Annotated in this window: 21 protein-coding genes; 11 read left to right on the top strand and 10 right to left on the bottom strand. The window is 70.4% G+C overall.

Annotated elements, in window-relative coordinates:
• The first annotated feature begins 109 nt into the window (after positions 1–109).
• From AB0I03_RS05245 to AB0I03_RS05225, 5 genes are all read left to right on the top strand, one after another.
• The gene (locus AB0I03_RS05245) at positions 110–421 is read left to right on the top strand and encodes a transcriptional regulator (protein WP_360406720.1); all 312 of its coding nucleotides are present in this window, start codon (positions 110–112) and stop codon (positions 419–421) included.
• A 14-nt stretch (positions 422–435) separates the two neighbouring features.
• Positions 436–708: a hypothetical protein gene (locus AB0I03_RS05240; protein ID WP_360406717.1), complete on the top strand. Its 273-nt coding sequence runs from the start codon at positions 436–438 to the stop codon at positions 706–708.
• Positions 709–924: 216 nt separating this feature from the next.
• Positions 925–3,093, top strand: coding sequence for an MMPL family transporter (locus AB0I03_RS05235; protein ID WP_360406714.1), 2,169 nt, complete (start codon positions 925–927; stop codon positions 3,091–3,093).
• A 133-nt stretch (positions 3,094–3,226) separates the two neighbouring features.
• The gene (locus AB0I03_RS05230) at positions 3,227–4,285 is read left to right on the top strand and encodes an AI-2E family transporter (protein ID WP_360406711.1); all 1,059 of its coding nucleotides are present in this window, start codon (positions 3,227–3,229) and stop codon (positions 4,283–4,285) included.
• Between the two features lie 263 nt (positions 4,286–4,548).
• On the top strand, positions 4,549–4,989 hold the full coding sequence (locus AB0I03_RS05225; RefSeq protein WP_360406708.1) for a group II truncated hemoglobin: 441 nt from the start codon (positions 4,549–4,551) through the stop codon (positions 4,987–4,989).
• Positions 4,990–5,016: 27 nt separating this feature from the next.
• Here the strand turns inward: AB0I03_RS05225 and leuE are convergent, their stop codons facing one another.
• Positions 5,017–5,667, bottom strand: coding sequence for a leucine efflux protein LeuE (leuE, locus tag AB0I03_RS05220; RefSeq protein ID WP_360406705.1), 651 nt, complete (start codon positions 5,665–5,667; stop codon positions 5,017–5,019).
• 216 nt (positions 5,668–5,883) lie between these two features.
• Positions 5,884–6,558 carry a TetR/AcrR family transcriptional regulator gene (locus AB0I03_RS05215; RefSeq protein ID WP_360406702.1) on the bottom strand — a complete coding sequence of 225 codons (675 nt, stop codon included), beginning with the start codon at positions 6,556–6,558 and terminating at the stop codon, positions 5,884–5,886.
• A gap of 125 nt (positions 6,559–6,683) precedes the next feature.
• On the opposite strand from AB0I03_RS05215, the gene AB0I03_RS05210 reads away from it, so the two are divergent.
• Positions 6,684–7,055: a DoxX family protein gene (locus tag AB0I03_RS05210; protein ID WP_360406699.1), complete on the top strand. Its 372-nt coding sequence runs from the start codon at positions 6,684–6,686 to the stop codon at positions 7,053–7,055.
• A gap of 19 nt (positions 7,056–7,074) precedes the next feature.
• Here AB0I03_RS05210 and AB0I03_RS05205 read toward each other — a convergent pair whose 3' ends face one another.
• From AB0I03_RS05205 to AB0I03_RS05185, 5 genes are all read right to left on the bottom strand, one after another.
• Positions 7,075–8,004: a DJ-1/PfpI family protein gene (locus AB0I03_RS05205; RefSeq protein ID WP_360406696.1), complete on the bottom strand. Its 930-nt coding sequence runs from the start codon at positions 8,002–8,004 to the stop codon at positions 7,075–7,077.
• Between the two features lie 17 nt (positions 8,005–8,021).
• Positions 8,022–8,627 (bottom strand): isochorismatase family protein, encoded by a 606-nt coding sequence (locus tag AB0I03_RS05200; protein ID WP_360406693.1) that lies wholly within the window; start codon positions 8,625–8,627, stop codon positions 8,022–8,024.
• Positions 8,628–8,795: 168 nt separating this feature from the next.
• On the bottom strand, positions 8,796–9,920 hold the full coding sequence (locus AB0I03_RS05195) for an arabinogalactan endo-1,4-beta-galactosidase (RefSeq protein WP_360406690.1): 1,125 nt from the start codon (positions 9,918–9,920) through the stop codon (positions 8,796–8,798).
• Between the two features lie 73 nt (positions 9,921–9,993).
• Positions 9,994–11,109 carry an arabinogalactan endo-1,4-beta-galactosidase gene (locus tag AB0I03_RS05190; protein WP_360406687.1) on the bottom strand — a complete coding sequence of 372 codons (1,116 nt, stop codon included), beginning with the start codon at positions 11,107–11,109 and terminating at the stop codon, positions 9,994–9,996.
• Between the two features lie 61 nt (positions 11,110–11,170).
• Positions 11,171–13,135 carry a beta-galactosidase gene (locus AB0I03_RS05185; RefSeq protein ID WP_360406685.1) on the bottom strand — a complete coding sequence of 655 codons (1,965 nt, stop codon included), beginning with the start codon at positions 13,133–13,135 and terminating at the stop codon, positions 11,171–11,173.
• 274 nt (positions 13,136–13,409) lie between these two features.
• On the opposite strand from AB0I03_RS05185, the gene AB0I03_RS05180 reads away from it, so the two are divergent.
• The 5 genes from AB0I03_RS05180 to AB0I03_RS05160 all read left to right on the top strand — a co-directional run bounded on the left by AB0I03_RS05180 (position 13,410) and on the right by AB0I03_RS05160 (position 19,359).
• Positions 13,410–14,759 (top strand): extracellular solute-binding protein, encoded by a 1,350-nt coding sequence (locus tag AB0I03_RS05180; RefSeq protein WP_360406682.1) that lies wholly within the window; start codon positions 13,410–13,412, stop codon positions 14,757–14,759.
• Between the two features lie 13 nt (positions 14,760–14,772).
• Positions 14,773–16,143, top strand: a complete 1,371-nt coding sequence (locus AB0I03_RS05175; protein WP_360406679.1) for a sugar ABC transporter permease — start codon at positions 14,773–14,775, stop codon at positions 16,141–16,143.
• Between the two features lie 2 nt (positions 16,144–16,145).
• Entirely contained in the window at positions 16,146–17,042 is an 897-nt protein-coding gene (locus AB0I03_RS05170) for a sugar ABC transporter permease (protein ID WP_360406676.1), read from the top strand.
• A gap of 4 nt (positions 17,043–17,046) precedes the next feature.
• On the top strand, positions 17,047–18,168 hold the full coding sequence (locus AB0I03_RS05165) for a glycosyl hydrolase 53 family protein (RefSeq protein WP_360406672.1): 1,122 nt from the start codon (positions 17,047–17,049) through the stop codon (positions 18,166–18,168).
• 189 nt (positions 18,169–18,357) lie between these two features.
• On the top strand, positions 18,358–19,359 hold the full coding sequence (locus tag AB0I03_RS05160; RefSeq protein WP_360406669.1) for a LacI family DNA-binding transcriptional regulator: 1,002 nt from the start codon (positions 18,358–18,360) through the stop codon (positions 19,357–19,359).
• Positions 19,360–19,467: 108 nt separating this feature from the next.
• Here the strand turns inward: AB0I03_RS05160 and AB0I03_RS05155 are convergent, their stop codons facing one another.
• Genes AB0I03_RS05155 through AB0I03_RS05145 form a run of 3 tightly spaced genes read right to left on the bottom strand, consistent with a single transcriptional unit; the run spans position 19,468 to position 22,765 of the window.
• Entirely contained in the window at positions 19,468–19,938 is a 471-nt protein-coding gene (locus AB0I03_RS05155; protein ID WP_360406666.1) for a hypothetical protein, read from the bottom strand.
• Positions 19,939–19,998: 60 nt separating this feature from the next.
• The gene (locus AB0I03_RS05150) at positions 19,999–20,916 is read right to left on the bottom strand and encodes a hypothetical protein (RefSeq protein ID WP_360406663.1); all 918 of its coding nucleotides are present in this window, start codon (positions 20,914–20,916) and stop codon (positions 19,999–20,001) included.
• Positions 20,909–22,765 (bottom strand): 3-oxoacyl-[acyl-carrier-protein] synthase III C-terminal domain-containing protein, encoded by a 1,857-nt coding sequence (locus AB0I03_RS05145; protein WP_360406660.1) that lies wholly within the window; start codon positions 22,763–22,765, stop codon positions 20,909–20,911. Before AB0I03_RS05145 ends, AB0I03_RS05150 begins: the two co-directional genes overlap by 8 nt.
• Positions 22,766–22,830 lie beyond the last annotated feature (65 nt).

The raw sequence follows: 22,830 nt of genomic DNA, 5'->3' as shown, positions 1-22,830 counted from the left end.
CAGCAGGGGCCGGTGGCATTGCCACCGGCCCTTTCGCGTGCCCGCCGCACATGTCATGCAAGGCATCGAAGGCACCTGCTAATGTCTGTTGGCAGGTATTGGAGGCCGTATGGACGAAGGCATCCCGACCGGGGACGACCTGGTCGCGCTCCTGGCGGCGCTCGCCAGCCCGCACCGGCTGCGCGTCGTCGCCGCCCTCGCGGGCGGACGCAACTACGTGAGCCAGCTGGCGCGGGACCTCGGCATCAGCCGGGCGCTGCTGCAGGTCCACTTGAAGAAATTGGAAGCATCCGGCCTGGTCACCTCCGCAATCGAAGTGTCGGAGGACGGCAAGGCCATGAACTACTACGAGGTCGTCCCGTTCGCGGTGCACCTCACCCCCGAAACCGTCGAGCGGGCCTCGACGAGCCTCACCCTCTAGAAAGGACCGCTGACATGGACAGCCCCTACGATTGGCAGGAAATCATCGGCACCGTCGGACTCTTCACGCTCCTGATCACCGTCGTCCTCTCCTTGATCTGGCGCAAGACGTTCATCAAGCGCGCCGAGATGCAGATCAGGCAGGACGACCGGTACAAGAAGCTCGCCGAACGCGCCGACGAGCACCAGGCCGAGCTCGCCCAGCAGCTCGCGGTCCTCAATGAGCGGATCGCCCGGATCGAGACGAGCAGCGCGGGGATCGAGCAGACCCTCAAGGTCGTCGAGTAGCAACGCCACCGCGCAGTACCGCCGTCCTCGGACGCGACATCGAGAACCTCGCCCGGCAGTGATCCGGGCCGTCGAGCGGCAACTCGACGGCCCGTACCCGGGCCTCCACCGCCGGGCGGCAACCCGGCGACCTCCACCCGAGGGAACGCACCACCTCGCCGCACGCAAAGCCGCGGCGAGTTCCGCAGGAACGCCCCCCGAACAGGAAAGCAGACCGTGCTCCACGACAAGACCGCAGACCCCCGTGCCCGGACCGCACCGCACATCCGCCGCGGCATCGTCGCCGCCGTCGCCGACTGGTCCGCCCGGCACCGGGCCATCGCGATCGGCGGCTGGCTCGCGCTCGTCGCCCTCGCCCTCCTCTCCGGAGCGATCCCGCTGGGCGAGGAGGCCCGCGCGGCCGACCCCGGCGAAGCGGGCATCGCCGAGCAGCGCATCGACGCCGAGGGCGGTTACGCCGTCCGCGAGAACGTCCTCATCACCGGCCCCGACACCGACGACGCCGTCACCGACCTCGTGACCGCGCTCGCCGCGGCCCCCGAGGCGGTGGGCGACATCGGCTCCCCGCTCAGCGACCACGGCGACCGCTGGCTCGCCGACGACGGCGCCGCCCTCGTCACGTTCTCGATCCTCGGCCCCGACGCTCGATACGAAGCCAACTACCAGGCCGCCCTCGACGCCGTCGCCGCAGTGCGAGCCGCGCATCCCGACACCGAGCTCCTGCAAGCGGGCGACGCGACCCTCTCCGGCGCCGTCGACGCCGGCATCAAGGACGACATGCGGCGCGCCGAGACCACCTCGCTGCCGCTCACCGTACTCGTCCTCCTGGCCGTCTTCGGATCGCTCTGCGCCGCCGGCATCCCGCTCCTCCTCGCCGCCACCAGTGTCGCGGGCGCCTTCGGCCTCCTCGCGCTCCTCGGCCACTGGGTCCCCTTCAACGGCGCCGGCTCCGCGATCGTGCTCCTCATCGGCATGGCCGTCGGCGTCGACTACTCGCTGTTCTACCTGCGCCGCTTCAGAGAGGAACGCGCCGCCGGGCACGATCCCGACACGGCGCTGCACACCACCGCCCGCACCTCCGGGCACGTCGTCGCCGCCTCCGGCCTCACCGTCATCGTCTGCATGGCCGGACTCCTCATCACCGGCATCGACGTCCTCAAAGGACTCGCACTCGGCACCGCACTCGTCGTCGCCCTCGCCGTGATCGGCTCCGTCACCTTCCTCCCCGCCCTCCTCGCCACCCTCCGGCATCGCGTCGACGCCGCCCGCCTTCCCTGGATCGGCAAGCGCCGCATCAAAGCCGAACCCTCCCGCTTCTGGGGTCGCGTCGCCGCCGCCGTCGTCCGCCGCCCCCTCATCACCGGCGGCCTCGCCGCCGTCCTCCTCCTCATCGCCGCCACCCCCGTCCTCGGCATCCGCCTCCAAGACGCCGCCGTCACCGCCAGCCTCCCGCCCGGCACCTCCACCGCCGTCGACAACGCCACGACCATGCAGCAGCACTTCCCCGGATCGGCCACCAGCGCCCGCGTCGTCATCACCCCCGGCGGCGACGAACGCCTCGACCCCGCCGCCATCGACACCGCCATCGCACACCTCCACGACGAAGCCGCCGCCAGCAACGGTCGCCTCCTCGAACCCATCACCACCACCAGCCTCGGCGACGCCGTCGTCATCCGCGTCCCCCTCGCCGGCGACACCACCGGCCCCGAAGCCGACGCCGCCCTCGCCTACCTGCGCGACCACGCACTCCCCGACGCCTTCGGCCCCACCGGCACCCGGACCGCCGTCACCGGCAAGACCGCGCTCCCGCACGACTTCACCGAGCAGCTCACCGCCCGCACCCCCTGGGCGATCGCCTTCATCCTCCTGCTCGCCTTCGCACTCCTGGCGGTCACCTTCCGCTCCTGGACCCTCCCGCTCGCCTCGATCGCCCTGAACCTCCTCTCGATCGGCGCCGCCTGCGGGGCCCTCACCTGGGTCTTCCAAGGCGGCCACCTCGAAAGCCTCCTCGGCTTCACCTCCTACGGCGGCGTCGTCAGCTGGATCCCGCTGTTCATGTTCATCATCCTGTTCGGACTGAGCATGGACTACCACATCTTCGTGCTCTCCCGCGTCACCGAACGCCGCCGCGCAGGAGCCGCCGGACCCGACGCCATCGTCGGCGGCATCGCGGCCAGCGCCGGCGTCGTCTCCAGCGCCGCGCTCATCATGACCGGCGTCTTCTCGGTGTTCGTGACCCTCTCGGCCATCGAGTACAAGATGCTCGGCCTCGGCATGGCGCTAGCGATCCTCATCGACGCGACGATCGTGCGCGGCGTCCTGCTCCCGGCGGCGATGTCGCTCCTGGGCGACCGCGCCTGGGGCCGGGCGACCGCCCGCCCCTGAACGCCCGCACCAGTGCCCGACCCGGACGAGCACGAGGGGCCGCCCCGTTCGCAGGCCCGTCGCAAGTGAGTCCGAGCGGGCACTGGACGCGTGCCGGACCCCGGCCTGAGGCGGGGTCTGCTAGAAACCTCACATGGCTGAGAAAACCGGATTGCCCCTGCGCAGAAGTCTTGCGAACACCCCGCCGCTCACCGCTGGCATCCTCTTCGGCATCGGTCTGGCAGTCGCCACCGCCGCCGTATGGGCCGTCCAGGAACTCGGCACCGTCATCACCGCCCTCATCGTCGCCGTGTTCCTCGCGGTCGGACTCGAACGCATCATCAGCGGGATGACCAAGCGCGGCCTGCCGCGCTGGCTCGCGATGACCATCCTGCTCCTCGGCGTCGCCATCGTCTTCTGCGGCGGCATCGCCGCGATCATCCCCGCGATCGTCCGCGAATCCGCCCAGTTCGTCGACAGGGCCCCCGGCTACTACGAGACCCTCATGAACAGCCGGCTCGTCGAGAGCTTCGGCGGCCAGGACGGCCTGCTGGAACGCGCCGAAGGCGCGCTCACCGCCGCGAACATGACCAAAGCGCTCGGCGGCGTCGCGGGCGGGGTCGCCTCGTTCTTCGGCGGTCTGGTGTGGACGATCACCACGATCCTGCTGACCCTCTTCATCCTCGCCGCCTACGTCCAGCTCCGCAAAGGCGTGATCCGCCTCGTCGCCGCCTCCCAGCGCGAGCAGACCGAGCGGATCCTCGAAGGCATCCTCCGCCAGATCGGCGCCTACCTCATCGGCGCCCTCGCCATCGGGGCGCTCGCAGGCATCTCCTCCTGGATCTTCATGGCCATCGTGGGCATCCCCTACGCAGCGCTGCTGGCCCTCCTGGTCGCCCTGCTCGACCTCATCCCGCAGATCGGCGCGACCATCGGCGCCGTCGTCGTCACCCTCGTGGCCCTCGCCGTCTCACCCATGACAGCCCTGGCCTCGGCGATCTTCTTCGTCGCCTACCAGCAGTTGGAGAACTGGGTCATCTACCCGACGGTCATGCGCAGCGCGGTGAAGGTGTCGAACCTCGCGGCGATCGTCGCCGTGCTCGTCGGCGGCACCCTCTTCGGGGTCGTCGGCATCGTCCTCTCGGTGCCGATCTACGCCGCCATCCGCTTGATCGGCAAGGAGCTCGTGCTCCCGCGCCTCGACCACTCCTGATCGGACCCGAACACGACGAGGCCGGAGGCGCATACCCGCACGCGCCACCGGCCTCGTCTTCGCATCCAGGATAGGTCGCCCCTGCAAGCCCGCCCGCCTGACCTCCGCGAACATCGACCGGCGGCGGCCGAGGCCGACCGGTGCCGGCTCCTCGAGGCACGGCCCGGGGCGATTCCGCTTGAGCCCTGCGGCGGGGGTGAGGCTACAGTCGACTCGAGAGGCCTTGGGGGACAAGGACTCCACCCCGATGGAAGGACATCCCGATGGGCGACGGCAACACCACGATCTACGAGAGGATCGGCGGCGACGACACCCTCCGCGAGACCGTCGACGCCTTCTACGGCGCAGTGCTCCACGACCCGGTCCTGCAACCGCTGTTCGGCGCCGGCGCCGCCCACCACGTCGATCACCTCACCGCCTTCCTCGCGGAAGTCTTCGGCGGCCCGGCCCGGTACACCGACGAACTCGGCGGCTTCGACACCCTCCTCACCGCCCACCGCGGACTCGCCATCACCGACGAGCAGCGCGCCCGCTTCATCGAGCTCTTCGACCGCGCCGTCAAGGACCACGGGCCGGCCGACGACGCGCTCCGGACCTCACTCCACGACTACATCGTCTTCGGCACCGAAGTGGCGCAGGTGAACTCCCACGCCAAAGGCGAGGACGACCTGCACCCGTGCCAGGAAGTGCCGCACTGGCCCTAGCGGAGGCGGCGCGGCGTCCCCTAGCGGTCAGCCGGTGGCGAGTTTCGCGGCGAAGGCGATCATGACGGCGCCGACGAAGCCGTTGCCGGCTGCGGCGAGGCGCCTGCGGCGGCGGAAGGTCTGGGCGAGGCCGTCGCCGGCGAGGATGAGGGACGAGAGGTAGACCATCGAGCAGACCTGGAGGATCACGAAGAGCACGCCGTAGCTGAGCACCGGGTACGCATAGCCCGGGTCGACGAACTGCACGAAGAACGCGACGAAGAACAAGATCGCCTTCGGGTTCAAGAGGCTCGCCACGAGCGCCCGCACGAACGGCCGCTCATTCGCCGCGCCCGCCTCCGCAGTCGTCGCAGCGAGCGGATCGCCGCGCCGCGCCGCACGCCACGTCTTCCAGCCCCCGCGCAGCAGTCCGAACGCCAGGAACGCCAGGTACGCGACGCCCGCCCACCGCACCAGGTTGTACAGCACCGGCGAAGCGGCGAACATCGAGGCGAGACCGGCCGCCGAGGCGACCATCAGCACCGAGTCGCCGAGGAACACGCCCGCCGCGGCCTGGAACCCCGACCGCCGCCCCTTCCGCGAGGCCACCGACAGGACGTACAGCGAGTTCGGGCCCGGCAGCAGGATGATGAGCACGGTGGCGACGACATAAGTCCACAGATCGACGGTGCCGAACACGGGCGGTTCCTTCCAGGGGCCGAGCTCTCGAGCGGCAGGGCGGGACGCAGCGGCGTGCTGCGAAACCTCGCCAGTCTATGGCCGCCGGGACCACGGCGGCAACCGTGATCCCGTGAGTCGGACCGAACGGCGAAGGGCGCTGGAGTCGGCCGAATCGAACCTAGTGCTCCCTTGCGGTAGGTGACATATCACCGGTCACATGGCACCGCCTCGCGCTCAGGCGCCGCCGGTCCGGCGCTGGCGCACCATGCCGCGGAACAGCTCCTTCGGGCTCGGCGCGGGAGGCAGCGGCTCCGAGCCGCTCTCCGAGAACGCCCGCAGCATCTGGCCCACCAGCCGCTTCGACGCCATCGCCCCCGCGTCGCCGACCGTCCCCAGGACACCCGCATTGGCCATCAAGAGGATCGGCAGATCCTCGGGGGAGAAGTCCTCCCGCAGGCGCCCCTCCTTCTTGGCCCGGCCGATCAGCTGCGTGAACGCCTCGAACGCCTCCTGGCGCTGGCGTTCGAGCACCTTCGCGGTGCCGTAGTTCATGGTGAGGACCTCCGCGAATCCGCGGTTGGCCGCCTGCAGTGCGCACACGGTCTCGACGTACTCCCTGAAGCCCTCCCAGGCGCTCTCCGCGTCCCGGGCGGCGACCGCGGCGTCCCGGTTGCGCTGCATGGCGTCCTCGAAGACCGCGGCGATGAGGTCCATGCGGGTGGGGAACCGGCGGAAGAGCGTCGCGATGCCCACGCCGGCCGCGCGGGCGATGCCCGCCATGGAGGCGCTGAGCCCTTCGCGCCGGTAGACCTTCCGGGCCGCCTCGACGATCCGGTCGCGGTTCTGCTCGGCGTCGCTGCGAAGCCGCCTGGCGCGCTTGCACATACCGCTTTCGGAGCTCGAGTCCATGGACCCATCCTAACCAAGTGGAATGCCCTATCCGCTTGTGTTGTTAGACTGAGAGCCCCGTAACGGATAGACCGCTCCACTTCCTGGAGCGGTCTCGACCATGACGCTGTCAGGAGACCGCCCCCATGAACGTGTTCCTCTGGATCCTCCAAGGCCTGCTCGCCGCCGCCTTCCTCGCCGGCGGCACGCTGAAGGCGACGCAGCCGAAGGAGAAGCTCGTCGCGAACTTCTCCTGGGTCGACGACTTCTCCCCGGCGATGGTCAAGTTCGTCGGCATCACGCAGGTCGCCGGTGCACTCGGCCTGGTCCTGCCCGCGCTCACCGGCATCGCGGTGATCCTCACCCCGCTCGCCGCGGTCGGGCTGGCGCTCACCATGGTGCTCGCGGGGATCTACCACTTCCGCAAGGGCGAGTACTCCAGCCTGCCGGTCAATGCCGTGCTCTTCGTCCTCGCGGCGATCATCGCCTGGGGCCGGTTCGGGCCGTACGCCTTCTAGCGGGCCCGAACCAACCGGCTCACGCTGCGGCGCCCGCCCGCAGGCGCCGCAGCATCCTCGCGTCCGCGAAGCCGACCGCCCGCGCTGCCGCGTCGACCGTGGCGCCATGCCCGATCAGGTGCTCGGCCCGCTCCAGGCGCAGCAGCGACTGGTACCGCAGCGGCGTCAGGCCCGTCGCCTCCGCGAACTGCCGGGTGAGGGTCCGCTGCGAGACTCCCGACGCGGCCGCCAGGTCGGGCAGGCGCAGTGGTTCCGTGAAGTGCGCGTCGATCCGGTCCTGGACGCGGTGCACGGTGTCCGACAGGTGCGAGCGGTGCCGCAGCATCGCGCTCGCCTGCGGCTCGTCCCCGTTGCGGCGCGCGAAGACCACCATCTCCCGCGCCACCCGCGCGGCCGCCGCCGGTCCGTGGCGCACCGCCACGAGATGCAGCGCCAGGTCGATCCCGCTCGCGATCCCCGCCGAGGTGATCACGCGGTCGTCCTCGGTATATAGAACGTCACGTATTACTGCGGCGTCAGGGAAGCGCCGCGCCAGCTCCTCCTGCAGGTCGTGGTGCGTGGTGCACCGCCGCCCGTCGAGCAGGCCCGCCTGCCCGAGCGCGAACGCGCCCGAGCAGACGCTCGCGACCGTGCCGCCGCGGCGGTGGTGCTCGAACAGGTTCCGGGCCTGGGAGGCCGAGAGCCGCGGGCCGCCCGCGGTCCCGGGGGACCGCCAGCCGGGCACCATGACCAGATCGTCCGTGCCCAGACGCGGCCATGCGGTCTCGGCCTTCACCGCAAGTCCTTGGGCCGTGGGCACTTCGGGGTCGTCCGCGACGAACCGCAGCCGGTAAGGCGCTGACCCGCCCGGGCGGGTCAGCACATCCGCGGCGGTCGAGAAGACCTGCGCCGCGCCCGCCAGATCGAGCAGATGCAACTTCGGCACCAGCAGGAAGACCACCTCGGACACCGCGCCCCCTTCAGCGTTCAGTCGGCAGCACGATCCTGCCACTCGCGCACCAGCGCGTCCACTCCCGTCACCGTCGCGAACCGCCCCGACAGCGCGTACTCGGTCCGCTCGATGATCGCGTCCGTCCCCAGCGTGCGCGGGTCCGCCAGGACCTCCTCGAGATTCCGGCCCTGTGGCGCGTCCCGGTGCTCGACCGGGTTCGTCGACGTGGCGTCCGTGACGAAGACCGTCCGGTATCCGAGGTCCGAGGCGACCCGCGCGGTCGTCTCGCAGCACTGCTCAGTGCGGATGCCCGTCACCGCGACCTCGCCGATCCCCTCCTGAGTGAGGAGCTGCTGCGCGTTCGTCGTGGTGAACACGTTATGGGAGGTCTTGAACAGTTCCGGCTCGCCCGCAAGGGGTTTAAGACCGGGCAGGTACTCGACGAACCCGCTCGCGGGGTCGAACACGTTGCCAGTGCCCGGTTCGGCGTGGCGCACCCACACCACCAGGTGGCCGCCCGCGCGCGCGGCCTCCACGAGCGGATTGATCGAGGCGACGATGTCGGGGTTCGACATGTGGGCCCACATGGGGCGCTGCCGGAAGGACTCCTGGACGTCGATGACGAAGAGTGCGGTTCTCATGCAGTCAAGCGTCGTTCGCCGGAAGCATTGCGGCCAGGCACGATCGCGCCGTGCTGCGGACCGATCCGGTCAGGAGCGACGAATGCCGTGCCGCCCGACCCTCCGCGGCCCGGTCTTGACCCGGTCGGGTCGCGGAGGATCAGACGGCACGGCGTCTTCGGGGTGTCCCTACAGAGTGCCCAACGTCCGCAACCCCGGCAGCGCCTTGCCGTCGAAGTCGAACAGTGCCTGGTTCTCCCACCCGTTGCCGCTGGCCGGGTCGGCCGGGTCCCATCCGGCGCCGGCGACGCCGGTCCAGGTGGCCTCCCACCAGAACAGGCCCTTGCCGAGCCCGTTCGGCACGGCCTTCACCACGTCGGCGATCGCCGTGATCCAGTACGACTGGTTCTCCGGGCTCGACGGGAAGCCCGCCACCGGCTCAGGGTCGGTCATGATGTTCGCGAACCCGTCCGAGTCGCCCGTGGTGAACGGGTAGGCCGTCTCGACCAGGTACAGCGGCTTGCCGTACCGGCCCGCCAGGTCGTTCAGGTTCGCGGCCAGCCCGGCGAGCTCGCCGTGCCAGTACGGGTAGAACGACGCGCCGATCGCGTGGAACGGCACGCCGTTCGCGACCGCGTTGTCGAAGAACCACTGGAACGCGCCGCTGTTGCCGCCCTCGGCCAGGTGCAGGATCGTCTGCGCCTTGGGGAGGACGTCGGCGACCGCGTCGCAGCCGGCCGTCAGGAGCCCGGCCATCTGCTCGAGCTGGTCCCAGCGGCCGTCGGGCCAGATGAGGCCGCCGTTGGTCTCGTTGCCGACCTGCACGAGCCCCGGTTCGACCCCGGCCCGCTTGAGCGCGCCGAGCACGTCGGCAGTGTGCTCGTACACCGCGGTCTTCAGGTCGGCGAAGCCCAGTCCGGCCCAGGCCGCGGGCTTGTACTGCTTGCCAGGGTCGGCCCACGTGTCGGAGTAGTGGAAGTCGACCAGGAGGTCCATGCCGGCGCGTTTGGCGCGCCTGCCGAGTTCGACGACCTGGGTCTTGGTGTTGTAGCCGTCGGCGGGGTCGACCCACACCTTGGCGCGGATGCAGTTGAGGCCGTTCTCGGCGAGGATCTTGACGGCGTCGCCGCGGCGGCCGTCGGCGCGGCGGTAGACCGCGCCGTAGTCCTCGTTCTTGATCAGGCCGGAGATGTCGGCGCCGCGCACGAAGCGGGCCTTGCCAGAGCGCTGGGTCGGGGCGGCCGCGGCGCTGCTCGCGGTGGCGGCGCCGATGGCGGCCGCACCGGCGGCGGTGAGCGCGGTTCTGCGTTTCATGGCGTTCCTTTCGAGGAGTCGAGGGAGGCGGGCCGGTCCCGAGAAGTACGGTCCGGCCCGCTCAGAGTGGGGTCTAGAGGGTGCCGAGCGTCTTGAGCGCCGGGGTGGCCTTCCACGCGAAGTCGAACAGGGCCTGGTTCTCCCAGCCGTTCTTGCTGTTGGGGTCGTACGGGTCCCAGCCGTTGCCGGCGACGGCGGTCCAGGTGGCCTCCCACCAGAACACGCCCGCGCCGCGGCCGTTCGGCACGGCCTTCACGACGTTGGCGATCGCCTGGAGCATGTTCGACTGGCCCGCGTAGCTGGCCGGGTAGCCGGAGACGGGGGTCGCGGCGCTGATGATGTTGCCGAAGCCGTCGCGGTCACCGGGGTTGAACGGGTACGCGGTCTCGACCACGTACACGGGTTTGCCGTAGCGGGAGGCCATGTCGTTGAGGTTCGACTGCAGGCCGGACAGCGAGCCGTGCCAGTACGGGTAGTACGAGGCGCCGATCGTGTCCCAGGTGACGCCGCGGGCCTGCATGGCGTCGAAGAACCAGCGGAACACCGAGTTGTTGCCGCCCTCGGCGAGGTGCAGCATGACCTTCGCGGCGGGGACCGTGGCGCGGACGGCGTTGGCGCCCGAGATGAGGAACTGCGCGAGGTTGTCGAGCTGGTCGTAGCGGCCGGTGGGCCACAGCATCCCGGCGTTGAGCTCGTTGCCGACCTGGACCATCTGCGGCGCCGCGCCCGCGGCGACCATGGCGCCCAGGACGTCCCGGGTGTGGTCGTAGATCGCGGTCTTCAGCTGCGCGACGCTGTAGTTCGCCCAGGCCGCGGGTTTGGGCTGCGCGCCCGGGTCGGCCCAGGTGTCGGTGTAGTGGAAGTCGACGAGCACGTTCATGCCGGCCGCGCGGGCGCGCTTGGCGACGTTGACGACGTGGGTCCTGTTGTTGTAGCCGTCGGCGGGGTTGACCCAGACCTTCAGGCGGATCCAGTTGACGCCGCTCTTCTGGAGGATCCAGACGGCGTCCTCCTGCCAGCCGTCGGGCCACATGTACACGCCGCCTTTGGCCTCGGACTTGGCGAGGCTGGAGATGTCGGCGCCGCGCGCGAACGCGGTCTGGGCTGCCGCGGACCCGGCGGTGCCGAGGGCCAGGGCGGGGGCGGCGAGTGCCGCCGCCGCGGCGGTGAGCGCGGTCCTTCGCTTCATTGCGAACCGTCCTTATGGGGTAGCACTTGCAGTGGTGGTGCGGCCTGCGGCCGCGGAGGGATCAGTTCCCCGCGTGCGCGAGGACGACGACCTCCCCGGCGGGAACCGGGACGCCGTCGGTGTAGACGACGCCGCTGAGGGCGTCGGTGCCCCGGAGGTCCGGGACGTGCTGGTCCTGACCGGTGTGGTTGATCAGGAAACTGAGGGGGCCGCGGCGGACCGCTTCGAGTCCGTCCGGAATGCCTTGCGGCCGTGCGACACCGGCGCCGTCGAGCACGCGGGCGAGGAGGTCGCGCAGGCCGGTGGCGTCGTCGAGGGCGGTCGCGGCGTACCAGGCGGTGCCGGAGCCGACGGGGTGCCGCGTGACCGCAGGGCGGCCCGCGTCCGGGCCCTCCGCGAACGCGGCCACGGCCTCGGCTCCGTCGAGGCGCACGTGCTCGGACCAGATCCGCCCGCTCGCACCCGAGGTGAGGGCGAGCCGGGCGCCCTCGTGCAGCGGGTGGTACTCCTCGACCCACAGGCCGAGCGTCTCCCGCAGCACCGCGGCGTGCGCGCCCGGGTGCACGGTGTCGTGCTCGTCGACGACCCCGGAGAAGTAGGAGACGAGCAGGTGGCCGCCGTCTTCGACGTATCCGCGCAGGTTCTTTGCGGCCGACGTGGTGAGCAGGTAGGAGGACGGCGCGATCACGGCCTTGTAGCGGCCGAGGTCGCTTTCGGGGTGCGCGAAGTCGACGGTGACGTGCTGCTTCCACAGCGACCCGTAGTAGGCCTCGACGCGCTCGCGGAACTCCAGGTCCACCGAGGGGCGCCATTCGAGTTCGAGGGCCCACCAGGACTCCCAGTCCCACAGGACCGCGACCTCGGCGTGCACGTCGGTACCGACCACAGTGGAGAGTTTCTCGAGGTCGCTGCCGAGGGCGACGACGTCGCGCCACACCTGGGTGTCGGTGCCGCCGTGGGGGAGCATCGCGGAGTGGAACTTCTCGGCCCCGGCGCGGGAGGCTCGCCACTGGAAGAACATGAGGCCGTCGGCGCCGCGCGCGACGTGGGCGAGGGAGTTGCGGCGCATCTCGCCGGGGGTCTTGGCGATGTTGCGCGGCTGCCAGTTCACGGCCGACGTCGAGTGCTCCATGACCATCCACGGGCCGCCGGCGACGGCGCGGGTGAGGTCGGCGCTCATGGCGAGCTCGATCTCGTGCTCCTCGCGCTCGGCGATGAGGTAGTGGTTGTTGGAGACGACGTCGACGTGCTCGGCCCAGCGGAAGTAGTCCATGTCCTTGCAGTTGGGCACCATGAAGTTCGTGGTGGCCGGGGCGGCGGAGTGGCGGGCGATGATGTCGCGCTGGAGCCGGTAGTTGGCGAGGTGCGCGTCGCCTGAGAAGCGCATCCAGTCGAGCTTCAAGGCGGGGTTGACGCCGGGCGGGGCGGCCGCGGGGGCCTCGACCTGGTCGAAGTCGCGGTAGGTGAGGCCCCAGAAGGCGGTGCCCCAGGCCTCGTTGAGCGCGTCCACATCGCCGTACTTCGCCGCGAGCCAGCGCCGGAAGTGCGCGGCGGACTCGTCGCAGTAGCACTGGACGTTGGCCCAGCCGTACTCGTTGTGCAGGTGCCACATCTGGACGGCGGGATGCGCGCCGTAGCGGGCCGCGAGCTGCTCCACGATCGACGCGCACGCGTCGCTGTAGACCGGGTGCGAGGGGCACACGCCGTGGCGCGAGCCGGAGGCCATGGTGCGGCCCTCGAAGTCGACGAGGCGGATCTCGGGGTGCGCGCGGCGCAGCCACGAGGGCGGGGCGGACGTGGGCGTGCCCAGGTCGACGCCGATGCCGTTGGCGTGCAGCAGCTCGATGACCTGGTCGAGGCCGGTCCAGTCGTATGCACCGGGGGCGGGCTCGATGATCCCCCAGTTGAAGATCCCGAGGCTGACGAGGTTCACTCCCGCCTCGCGCATGAGGCGGACGTCCTCGTGCCAGACCTCCTCGGGCCACTGTTCGGGGTTGTAGTCGCCTCCGTAGCGAATGGTCTGCACCGTGTCTCCTGTGAGGTTCCTTGCATCAATGCCTGTGAACGTGCACAGTACTGGACCCTCGGCCCTGACGCAACCTGAGGATGAGAGGGGCGCTGTTTCAAAATTGTGATCGTTCTATGAAGAATTTTTGTCTAAAAAGCGGACATTAGGCCCAAAACTTAGTTGCTAACCGGGATTCGAGTCGCTAGATTCGTGTAATCGTTCACAGCCTGGTGGCGCGATTCATACGCCCTGCGCCGACCAGGCCACCACTCACCCGAGACAAGGACTTGACATGCGCAGCAACGGTGCTCACGCGGGACCCTCCCTCAACCGCCGCAACCTCCTCGCAATCGGCGGCGGCGTCGCCGCGGCCGGAACCCTCGCCGCCTGCGGCGGTCCCGAGGACGACGAGAACGCCCAGAGCGGCGGCCTCGAGTGGGACGCCGACGCCCAGCAGTACGTGATGGAGGAGGACATCGCCTCCGGCAAGGCCGCCCTCAAGGTCTGGTTCGAGCAGGACTACGTCGCCGAGGCGATCATCGCGGCCTTCACCGAGCAGTTCCAGGGCGTGAAGGTCGAGTACGAGCTCGTGCCCCAGAACGACGCCGTCGAGAAGATGACCACCGCCGGCGAGGCCGGGCAGGGCGCCGACGTCTACATGTCCTTCTACGACCAGCTCTCCCGCGCCATCGACCAGGGCGTGGCCGCCCCCCTCGGCGAGTACGAGACCGTGCTCAAGGGCCGCATGAGCGCGACCTTCACCGGCGTCGTCTCCGGTGGCGACGACGGCACCATGCACGCCGTCCCGGTCACCACCGAGTCGATCGCGCTGTTCTACAACAAGACCCTCCTCAAGGAGCTCACCGGCTCCGACGCCCCGGCCGCCACCTGGGAGGAGATCAAGGCCCTCGCCGCCGAGTACAACGACGCGTCCAAGAACCAGTGGACCGTCCAGTTCACCCCCGGCGAGATCTACCACGCCTACTCGATCCTCTCGGCCGTCGGCTGGCAGCTCTACCCGGACCTCGACCCGGCGAAGCCGAACTTCGACGACCCGGCGCTCGTGGCGGCCCTCGACTACTACGCGGGCCTGCGCGAGGTCTTCGACGTCCCCGCCGCCGACGCCACGGAGGAGAACATCCGCCAGGAGTTCGCCGCCGGCAACACCCCCTACGCCATCAACGGCCCATGGGCCTTCGCCGACTCCGACGCCGGCGCCGAGGCGAACGGCTTCGAGTACGGCGTCACGGTCCTCCCGAGCGTCGACGGCGGCCAGCCCGCCAGCTCCTTCGCCGGCATGCACACCGCCGTCGTCTCCGGCTACACCAAGTACCCGGCCGCCGCCCGCGTCTTCGCCGCCTTCCTGGCCTCCGACGCCGGCGCCGCCGCCCTCTACGCCGCCACCGGCCAGATCCCGGCCCTCAACGCCGAACTGCTCGCCGGCATCGAAGGCCTCGCCGACGACCCGCACGTCGCCGGCATCGTCCAGCAGTCCGCCCAGGCCGACCTCATCCCGCAGGTCCCCGAGTACTTCTGGGAGGTCGGCAACACCCTCGCCGTCGACGTCTGGGACTCCCTGAGCGCCGCCGCCGACGCCCAGACCAAGGCCGTCGACACCTACAACGAGCTGCACGGACTTTAGGGCCCACGGCACGATGAGCAACGCTCCAAGCAGCAGGCTCCCCGCACTGGTGCCGGGCCTCGCCTCGGCACTGGTGTGGGGGGCCGGCCAGCTCCTCAACCGCCAGGCGGGCAAAGCCGCCTTCTACTTCGCGTTCTTCGCAGGCCTGGTCGGCTGGGAGATCGCCTCCGGCAACTACTACGCCGGAATGGACTTCACTGCCCGCTCCAACGGCGGGTTCTTCGTCAAGGGCCTGTGGGGCCTGTTCACCCTCGGCACCCAGTCGCGGCAGATGACCCTGACCGGGCTCTCCGAAGGCGACAACTCCGTCACCCTCCTTGCCAGCGGCCTCATCGCACTGCTCGTCCTCGCCCTCCTGGCGGTCATCTGGATCTGGGGCGTCCGCGACGCCGCCGCCTACCGAGCCGCGCTCAACACCGGCGGCGCCCGCGAATCCTCCGCGGCGTACTACCGGCGGCTGTGGGACAGCGCGTTCGCGTACATCATGCTCTCGCCGGGCCTCGTGCTCGTCGTGTTCATGTCCGTGCTGCCGGTCCTGTTCGTCATCCTGGTGGCCTTCACCAACTACAACCGCGACCACCTGCCCCCCAAGAACCTCGTCGAATGGGTCGGTTTCGACAACTTCGGCGCGATCCTCTCCGGCTCCGCCTGGACCGACACCTTCCTCGGCGTCCTCGCCTGGACGTTCGTGTTCGCGCTCGTCACCACGGTCGCCTCCTACGCGCTCGGCTTCTTCCAGGCCGTGCTCCTGGCGAACAAGAAGGTCAAGGCCCCGCGCGTGTGGCGGTCGATCTTCCTCCTGCCCTGGGCGGTCCCCGCGATCGTCTCCGCCCTGGTGTTCCGCTCGATGTTCAACGGCCAGTTCGGTCCCGTCAGCCAGTGGCTCGTCGACGTCGGCCTCACCGATGACCGCATCTACTGGTTCACCGACGCCTCGAACCCGAACCTCGCCCGCGCGGTGGTGCTGCTCATCAACCTGTGGCTCACCTTCCCGTTCTTCATGGCCCTCGTCGGCGGCGTGCTCACCAACATCGACGCCAGCTACTACGAGGCGGCCCGCATGGACGGCGCCAGCGCCTTCCAGCAGCTGCGGCACATCACCCTGCCGGTGGTCCACAAGACCGTCGCGCCGCTGCTCATCCTCTCGTTCGTGTCCAGCTTCAACAACTTCGGCGTGGTCTACTTCCTCACCGAAGGCGGCCCCGACAACGCCGACTACCGGTTCGCCGGCAGCACCGACCTGCTCGTCACCTGGCTGTTCAAGCTCACCTTCGAGACCCAGCTGTACAACATCGGCGCCGTGATGAGCCTCTTCATCTTCCTCATCGTCGGCACGATCTCCGTGTGGAACCTCAACCGCTCCAAGGCGATTCGGGAGCTCTGACCATGACCGCCAAGATTGCCGAACGCCCCGCGCCGAGCGGGACCGCCACACCGCCGCGCCGCCGCAGGCGCCCCCGCGGCGAGGGCCTCTCCACGGTCCTCATCCACCTCGAGCTCGTCCTCGTCGCCGCCGTCGTCGTCTTCCCGCTCCTGTGGGTCGTCGGCGCCTCCCTGAGCCCCGGCGACGGGCTCGGCGAGGTCTCGCCGTTCCCCTCCGAGGCCACGATCGCGCACTACACGGACCTCTTCACCGAGACCTCCTACGGCCGCTGGTACCTCAACTCGCTCTACGTCGCCGTGCTCAACATGGCCGGCTCGGTCGTGCTCGCGGCCGTCTGCGGGTACGTGTTCTCGCGCGTCAAGTTCAAGGGCCGCAAAGCGGGCCTGCTGAGCATCCTCATCCTGCAGATGTTCCCGGCCTTCCTGGCCGCCATCGCCGTGTACATGCTCTTCCTGAACTTCGGCCTGCTCGACTCGCTCACCGGCCTCGCGCTCGTGAGCATCGCCGGCGCCCTGCCGTACAACATCTGGCTCATGAAGGGCTACACCGACAACCTGCCCGCGAGCCTCGACGAGGCCGCCGCGATCGACGGGGCCGGGCGCCTCACGATCTTCGCGAAGATCATCCTGCCGCTCATGCGGCCGATGCTCACCTTCGTGGCGATCACGCAGTTCACGCTGCCGTGGATGGACTTCATCCTGCCCCGGCTGGTGCTGCAGAGCGCGGACAAGCAGACCGTCGCCCTCGGCCTGTTCAATATGATCAGCTCCGAGTACGCCAACTCGTACACCACGTTCGCCGCCGGCGCCGTCGTGCTCGCCCTGCCGATCACGATCCTCTACATCGTGCTCCAGCGCTACCTGGTCACCGGCGCGAGCGCCGGCGCCGAGAAGGGATAGGCCCATGGCACGCATCCGGGGCGCGGACGTCTCGATGACCGCCGAGATCGAGCAGCGCGGCGCGGTCTTCCGCGCCGGCGGCACGCCGCACGACCTCTTCGAACTCCTTGCCGCCCAAGGCGTCAACTGGATCCGCCTGCGCCTGTGGGTGGACCCGCGCGACGAGGCCGGCGAGCCCTACCTGGGCGGCACGAACGACCTGGCGACGACGATCGCGCTGGCCCGCCGCGCCAAGGCCGCAGGCCACGCGGTCCTCCTCGACCTGCACTACTCCGACTTCTGGACCGACCCGAAGAAGCAGTCCACGCCGAAGGCCTGGCGCGGCCTCGAAGGCGCCGACCTCGAAGCGCGCGTGCACGACTGGACCTCGGACGTCCTGACCGCACTCGCAGCGGCCGGGGCGTCGCCCGACATGGTCCAGGTCGGCAACGAGATCACCAACGGGATGCTCTGGCCGCACGGCCGGACGCCCCGGTTCCTCGACGCCGAACGGCGCTTCGAACGCGAGGACCCGGCCGCGTTCGACCGGCTCACCGGGCTTTTGGCGGCCGGTGTCACCGCGGTCCGCGAACCGGGTGCCGGTGCGCGGGTGATGATCCACCTCGACTTCGGCGGCGCGAACGAGCTCTACCGCGGCTGGTTCGACCAGGCGACCGCGCGCGGCCTCGACTTCGACGTGATCGGCCTGTCCTACTACCCGTACTGGCACGGGACGCTCCAGGACCTGGGCGCCAACCTCAACGACCTCGCCGCGCGCTACGGCAAGGACCTCGTGGTCGTCGAGACCGCGTACGCGTGGACCGGCGACGCCCCGGCCGGGCACCACCAGGTGTTCCAGCCCGAACTCGCCGAAGCCGGCGGCTACCCGGCCTCGCCCGAGCGGCAGGCCGCGTTCCTGCGCGACCTCTACGCCACAGTGGACGCCGTGCCCGGCGGCCGCGGCCTCGGCATCGTCTACTGGGAGCCCGCGTGGCTCCCGGTCGACGGCACCACCTGGGCCTCGCGGGCCGGCATGGAGTACGGCGACGACGTGGTCGACGAGTCCGGCAGCTCCTGGGCCAACCAGGCGCTGTTCGACTTCGACGGGAACGCGCTGGCGTCGCTGCGGGCGCTGGGCGGCGCGTGAAACCGCTGCGGTACAGCCGTTCGGACCTATCGTGCGGCACATGCGGAGCGGTCGCCGTCCCCTTGGGCGGCCGCCCCGCATCCCGCCCGACCGTGCTCCCCGACGGCGCCGGCTCGGAGCGGGCCTCGGCCCGTCGCGATCGCCGGGGCGAGTGATAATCGAGTGAGACACAAGGGAGAGCTGAGCATCTTGACACGGAAACGACCGACGATCCACGACGTGGCCGAGGCCTCGGGCGTCTCGCGCGGCACGGTCTCCCGCGTCCTCAACGGCAAGGCGAACGTCTCGCTGTCGGCCGAGGCGGCGGTGCGGCGCGCGGTCGCCGAGACCGGGTACGTCGTGAACCGCGCCGCCCGCAGCCTGAAGACGAGCCGCACCGGTTCGATCGTCATGGTGCTCTCGGAACCGCAGGAGCGGCTGTTCGAGGACCCGAACTTCTCGGTGCTCATGCGCGTGGCCACGAACCAGCTGGCCGACCGCGACATGTCGCTGGTGCTCATGATCGCCGGCGACGACGGCGGCCGCGACCGGGTGGCGCGCTACCTGCGCGGCGGCCACGCGGACGGCGCGCTGCTCATCTCCACCCACGCGGGCGACCCGCTGCTCGACGAGATCGAACGCGCGGGCGTGCCCGCGGTCGCCCTCGGCGCGGTGCTCGGCCGCGAGTCGGTGATCCCGTACGCCGCCGCGGACGAGCGCGGCGGCGCGCGTGCCATGGCCGAGTACCTGGTCGAGCAGGGCCGCCGGAAGATCGGGATGATCACCGGTCCGCTCGACACGCCGGGCGGGTCGCTCCGCCTGGAGGGGTTCACGGGCGTGCTGGGCCGCAAGGCCGGGAAGCAGATGGTCGTGCACAGCGACTACACGCAGGCCGGCGGCGAGGCTGCCATGCACCGGCTGCTGCAGAACGTGCCGGACCTCGACGCGGTGTTCGTCGCTTCCGACCTCATGGCCGCGGGGGCGCTGCAGGCGCTGCACGCGGCCGGTCGCCGGGTCCCCGAGGACGTGGCGGTCGGCGGGTTCGACGATTCGGCGATCGCTTCGGCGACCCGCCCGGCCCTGACCACGGTCCGGCAGCCGCTGGCGAATGTGGCCGAGGAGACCGTGCGGCTGCTGCTCGCCCTGCTGGAGGACGAGGAGGTCGAGCCGGTCATCCTGCCGACGAAGCTGATCGTCCGCGACAGCGCCTGATCTCGACTGCGAAGGCGGGGCGTCCGGTGGTCCGGGCGCCCCGCCTTCGCGATGCGTGACATGTGGCGTGTGACGTATTACTGTGCTCGTACTCAGACCGGGACCTTCTCAGACCGGGACCTTCCTGATCCGGCGCCGGACCGGTGCGGGCTCGGGGATGTTCGCGGCCAGCGCCATCACGGACCCGGCTGCGAGCAGGAGCAGCCCGGCGGCGGCCACGACCTCGCCCGAGCCGAGCGAGCCGGCCGGGAGGTCTTCGCTGATGCGCAGGTCGCTGCCGTACATGACCATGGCGCCCGCGAGGCCGCCGAAGGCCCAGACAGTGCGGGTCTCATGGGTGCGCAGCGTGAAGTACAGGGCGCACCACACGACGAGGAGCAGCATGAGTCCGAGGGACATGACGTAGGTACGGGTGTCGGGCTGGACGCCTGCGACGCCGGAGAGGTGCCAGTAGTCGAGCGAGCCGCCTCCGGCGGTGTCGACCCAGGGCATGAACATCGAGCCGACCATGAGGACCGAGCCGCCGAGGGCGGTCAGGCCGCCGATGCGGGAGTACGGGGTCGAGGGCGTGCGCTGCAACTTGCACCTCCGGTGGGAGAACCGCTGATGCCTCAAGCGGACCACCGCGGGGCGGCGGCGTCAACGTTCTTGACGGGTTCTTGACGCGAAAGGGACGGAACTGTCGGGGACCGGACAGACCGGCAGCGGTCCTCCCCGGGCGGCGAGCCTCACCAGGTGCGCGTGCGCGTACTCGCAGACCACGGCGTGGCGGTAGACGGCGTGCGGCACATCGGTGTTGGAGTCGGCGCGGATAGCGAGGTCGCCGCTGCACCAGCGTAGGAACGTCGGGTCGCCGGTGATCGCGGCCAGGATGGCGAGGATCGAGTCGTCGAAGCGCATGGAGTGCACGGCCCGGCGGTACTCGTCGGGGGTGAGGCAGGCGGCGAACGGCAGGTTCATGAGGCACAGGGCGGTCTGGATGTCCAGGCGCATCAGGCGGAACCGGTGCGGCTCGGGGTCGAGCGCGGGCATGTCGAGGCCGCTGAAGTCCAGGGTCTGCGGGGGCCCGATCCGGTTGCCGTCGAGGGCGATGAGCACTTCGTAGACGTTGATGTCGTGCTCGATGACGGCGCGGTCGCCGAGTCCGGCGAGGTTCACGGGCCGGAGTGCGACCGGTTCGATCCCGGCGGGGGTGTTGCGGACGATGAAGTTGAGGAGGTTCGTCTCGATCACGAAGTGGCGGATGAGGAGTTCGACCGCGAGCGGTGAGACGAAGCGGCGCAGGAACCACAGGCAGAGCCGGTCCATGAGCCGGTGCGCGGTCCAGCGCACCGGCGTGAGGCGCTTGAGGGCGACGATGACGAGCGCGAGCACCCGCGAGACGGGCCGCAGGACGGGGTAGATCCAGGTGCGGGTCCACTGCCGCTGGTCGTCGGTGACCATGCGGGCGACGCCGGGTTCGAGGGGCATCGCGGGGTCGGCCCTCATCGCGTCCCACAGTGGAGGGTCGCCGAGCGGTCTGCCGGACGGCTCCGGGGCAGTGTTCGAGCTAGACATTGTCGAGCTCTTCGAGTTGGAGGGCGTAGAGGCGGGCGACGATCTTGGCGGTCTTGACGATGGCGTCGGCGGCCGCGGCGTCGATGCGCGGCGAGGCGAGGATGGCCTGGAGCTTCGCGAAGTGGTCGTCGTCGGCTTCGCCGTGGTAAGCGAGGAAGCCGACCTGGTCGTCGCGCAGGCCGAGGGTGGTCTTGAACCGGGCGGCCCAGTCGGAGGCCTTGCCGGTGCCGAGGCCTTCGATGATGAACATGGCGCCGAGGAGGCCGATCGGGTCGGGCTGGCTCGCGGTGTGGAACATGTACGCCGACAGGGCTTCGGAGCCGATGTTCTTCTCGCCGGCGCGGATGTCCTCGATGGACCCGCCGCAGGCGGCGTAGTCGCGTTCGATCATCATGAAGTCGCGGTGCTCCTCGGCGGCGTGCCCGATGGCGGCGCTGCGGAGGTCGAACAGTTCGACCGAGAAGTTGGAGGCGGCGCGGGAGATCCAGCGGGCGCCGTCGGCGACCTGCTGGCGCAGGTTGAACAGGAGCCGCCGGTAGTCCTCGATGGTGGCGGTGCCCTCGGCGAGGCGTTGCATGACCGGGACCTGGTCGAGCCGCTGCTCGAACTCCTGCCAGACGGCCGCCAGGCGGTCCTGGACGCTCGCGGACTGCGGCGCGATGCGCTGCACCACGGGCGGGACCTGCACCGGCCGCGAGACCGGCACGGGCGCCGGCGTCTCCGCTTCAGCGTCCACACAGGTCAGATGCGCGAACCCGAACGTGAACCGGCCCGATTCGGGCACGGCGAGGAGCACGGTCTGGCCGGGTTCGAACCGCCCGGTCCGCCAGCACTCCTCCAAGGCGATGAAGATCGAGGCCGCGCCGGTGTTCCCGCGCGTCTCGAGGTTGGAGAACCACCGGCCCGTGTCGATCTGCGCGCCAGCGGACGCCAGCTGGTCGAAGACGATGTCGCGGAACGCGTTCGTCGAGTAGTGGCACAGCACGTGGTCGAGCTTGCCGAGGTCGATGAGCCCTTCGCGGGCGAGCGACTGGAACTCCCGCAGCCCCGCCTCGGCCAGCGCCCCGAGCGCGCTCGTGTCCTGCCGCAGCAGCATCATCCCGGCCTGTTCGGCCGCGGCGGCGCTGCCCATGTCCTGCCAGGTGCGGCCCGCGGCGGGGGCGGTGCCCTCGCCCATGCCGGCCCGCATGCAGACCTGGTTGGCGTGCGCGAGCGAGACCGTGCGGACCCAGTCGACGCGCAGCGAAGGCCGGTCGGGGCGCGGCTGCGCCTCGACCAGGACCGCACCGGCGCCGTCGGAGAGCATCCACCGCAGGAAGTGGGCGTCGGCGTCCCCGCCGCCATTGCCGGGCTTGCCGCCGAAGCGCGAGCCCCGCAGCCACCGGCTCGACAGCTCGCTGCCGACCACGGCCGCGCGCCGCCGGTCGCCCAGGCGCACCTTCGCGACCGCCGCGTCCAAAGCGGCGAGGCTGGAGGCGCACACGCCGGAGGCGGAGAGCACCTGCATCGGCCCGCCTCCCAAGCGGCCGTGGACCATCGACGCGAAGCCGGGCACGAGCAGGTCGCCCTGGGTGGTGGCGGTGGCGAGCATGTCGAGGTCGGCCGCGCCCAGCCCGCGCTCGTCCAATGCGGCGTGGAGCGCGTTCGCGGCGAGCTCCTCGTTCAGCTCGGTCGTGCGGCCCTGCGCGTCGAGCGCGTAGTGGCGTTTGGCGATCCCGTTGGCGGCCAGGATGCGGCGGCGCAGGCGGTCGCCGCGCTCGTCGACCCCGCCGAGGCGCGCCGCGATCTCGTCGTTGCCGACCGGGGGACCGGGGAGGTACGCGCCGGCGGCGGTGATGTAGGCGTTCATCCCTCCATTGGACAGGACCGGCGCCGTTCCCGCCATCGGCGCTTCTACTCAATTACGGGCGGCGA

Origin of the sequence: Glycomyces sp. NPDC021274 (assembly GCF_040641195.1) — a bacterium.
GTDB lineage: Bacteria > Actinomycetota > Actinomycetes > Mycobacteriales > Micromonosporaceae > Glycomyces.
Note: the sequence above shows the minus strand (reverse complement) of the source record. Positions and strands in the feature narration are given on the sequence as shown.

Excerpts from the sequence above, each read along its gene's own strand:
- AB0I03_RS05245 (WP_360406720.1), top strand. The coding sequence starts at position 110 with ATGGACGAAGGCATCCCGACCGGGGACGACCTGGTCGCGCTCCTGGCG.
- AB0I03_RS05240 (WP_360406717.1), top strand. The coding sequence starts at position 436 with ATGGACAGCCCCTACGATTGGCAGGAAATCATCGGCACCGTCGGACTC.
- AB0I03_RS05230 (WP_360406711.1), top strand. The coding sequence starts at position 3,227 with ATGGCTGAGAAAACCGGATTGCCCCTGCGCAGAAGTCTTGCGAACACC.
- AB0I03_RS05225 (WP_360406708.1), top strand. The coding sequence starts at position 4,549 with ATGGGCGACGGCAACACCACGATCTACGAGAGGATCGGCGGCGACGAC.
- AB0I03_RS05215 (WP_360406702.1), bottom strand. The coding sequence starts at position 6,558 with ATGGACTCGAGCTCCGAAAGCGGTATGTGCAAGCGCGCCAGGCGGCTT.
- AB0I03_RS05210 (WP_360406699.1), top strand. The coding sequence starts at position 6,684 with ATGAACGTGTTCCTCTGGATCCTCCAAGGCCTGCTCGCCGCCGCCTTC.
- AB0I03_RS05200 (WP_360406693.1), bottom strand. The coding sequence starts at position 8,627 with ATGAGAACCGCACTCTTCGTCATCGACGTCCAGGAGTCCTTCCGGCAG.
- AB0I03_RS05195 (WP_360406690.1), bottom strand. The coding sequence starts at position 9,920 with ATGAAACGCAGAACCGCGCTCACCGCCGCCGGTGCGGCCGCCATCGGC.
- AB0I03_RS05190 (WP_360406687.1), bottom strand. The coding sequence starts at position 11,109 with ATGAAGCGAAGGACCGCGCTCACCGCCGCGGCGGCGGCACTCGCCGCC.
- AB0I03_RS05180 (WP_360406682.1), top strand. The coding sequence starts at position 13,410 with ATGCGCAGCAACGGTGCTCACGCGGGACCCTCCCTCAACCGCCGCAAC.
- AB0I03_RS05175 (WP_360406679.1), top strand. The coding sequence starts at position 14,773 with ATGAGCAACGCTCCAAGCAGCAGGCTCCCCGCACTGGTGCCGGGCCTC.
- AB0I03_RS05170 (WP_360406676.1), top strand. The coding sequence starts at position 16,146 with ATGACCGCCAAGATTGCCGAACGCCCCGCGCCGAGCGGGACCGCCACA.
- AB0I03_RS05165 (WP_360406672.1), top strand. The coding sequence starts at position 17,047 with ATGGCACGCATCCGGGGCGCGGACGTCTCGATGACCGCCGAGATCGAG.
- AB0I03_RS05150 (WP_360406663.1), bottom strand. The coding sequence starts at position 20,916 with ATGTCTAGCTCGAACACTGCCCCGGAGCCGTCCGGCAGACCGCTCGGC.
- AB0I03_RS05145 (WP_360406660.1), bottom strand. The coding sequence starts at position 22,765 with ATGAACGCCTACATCACCGCCGCCGGCGCGTACCTCCCCGGTCCCCCG.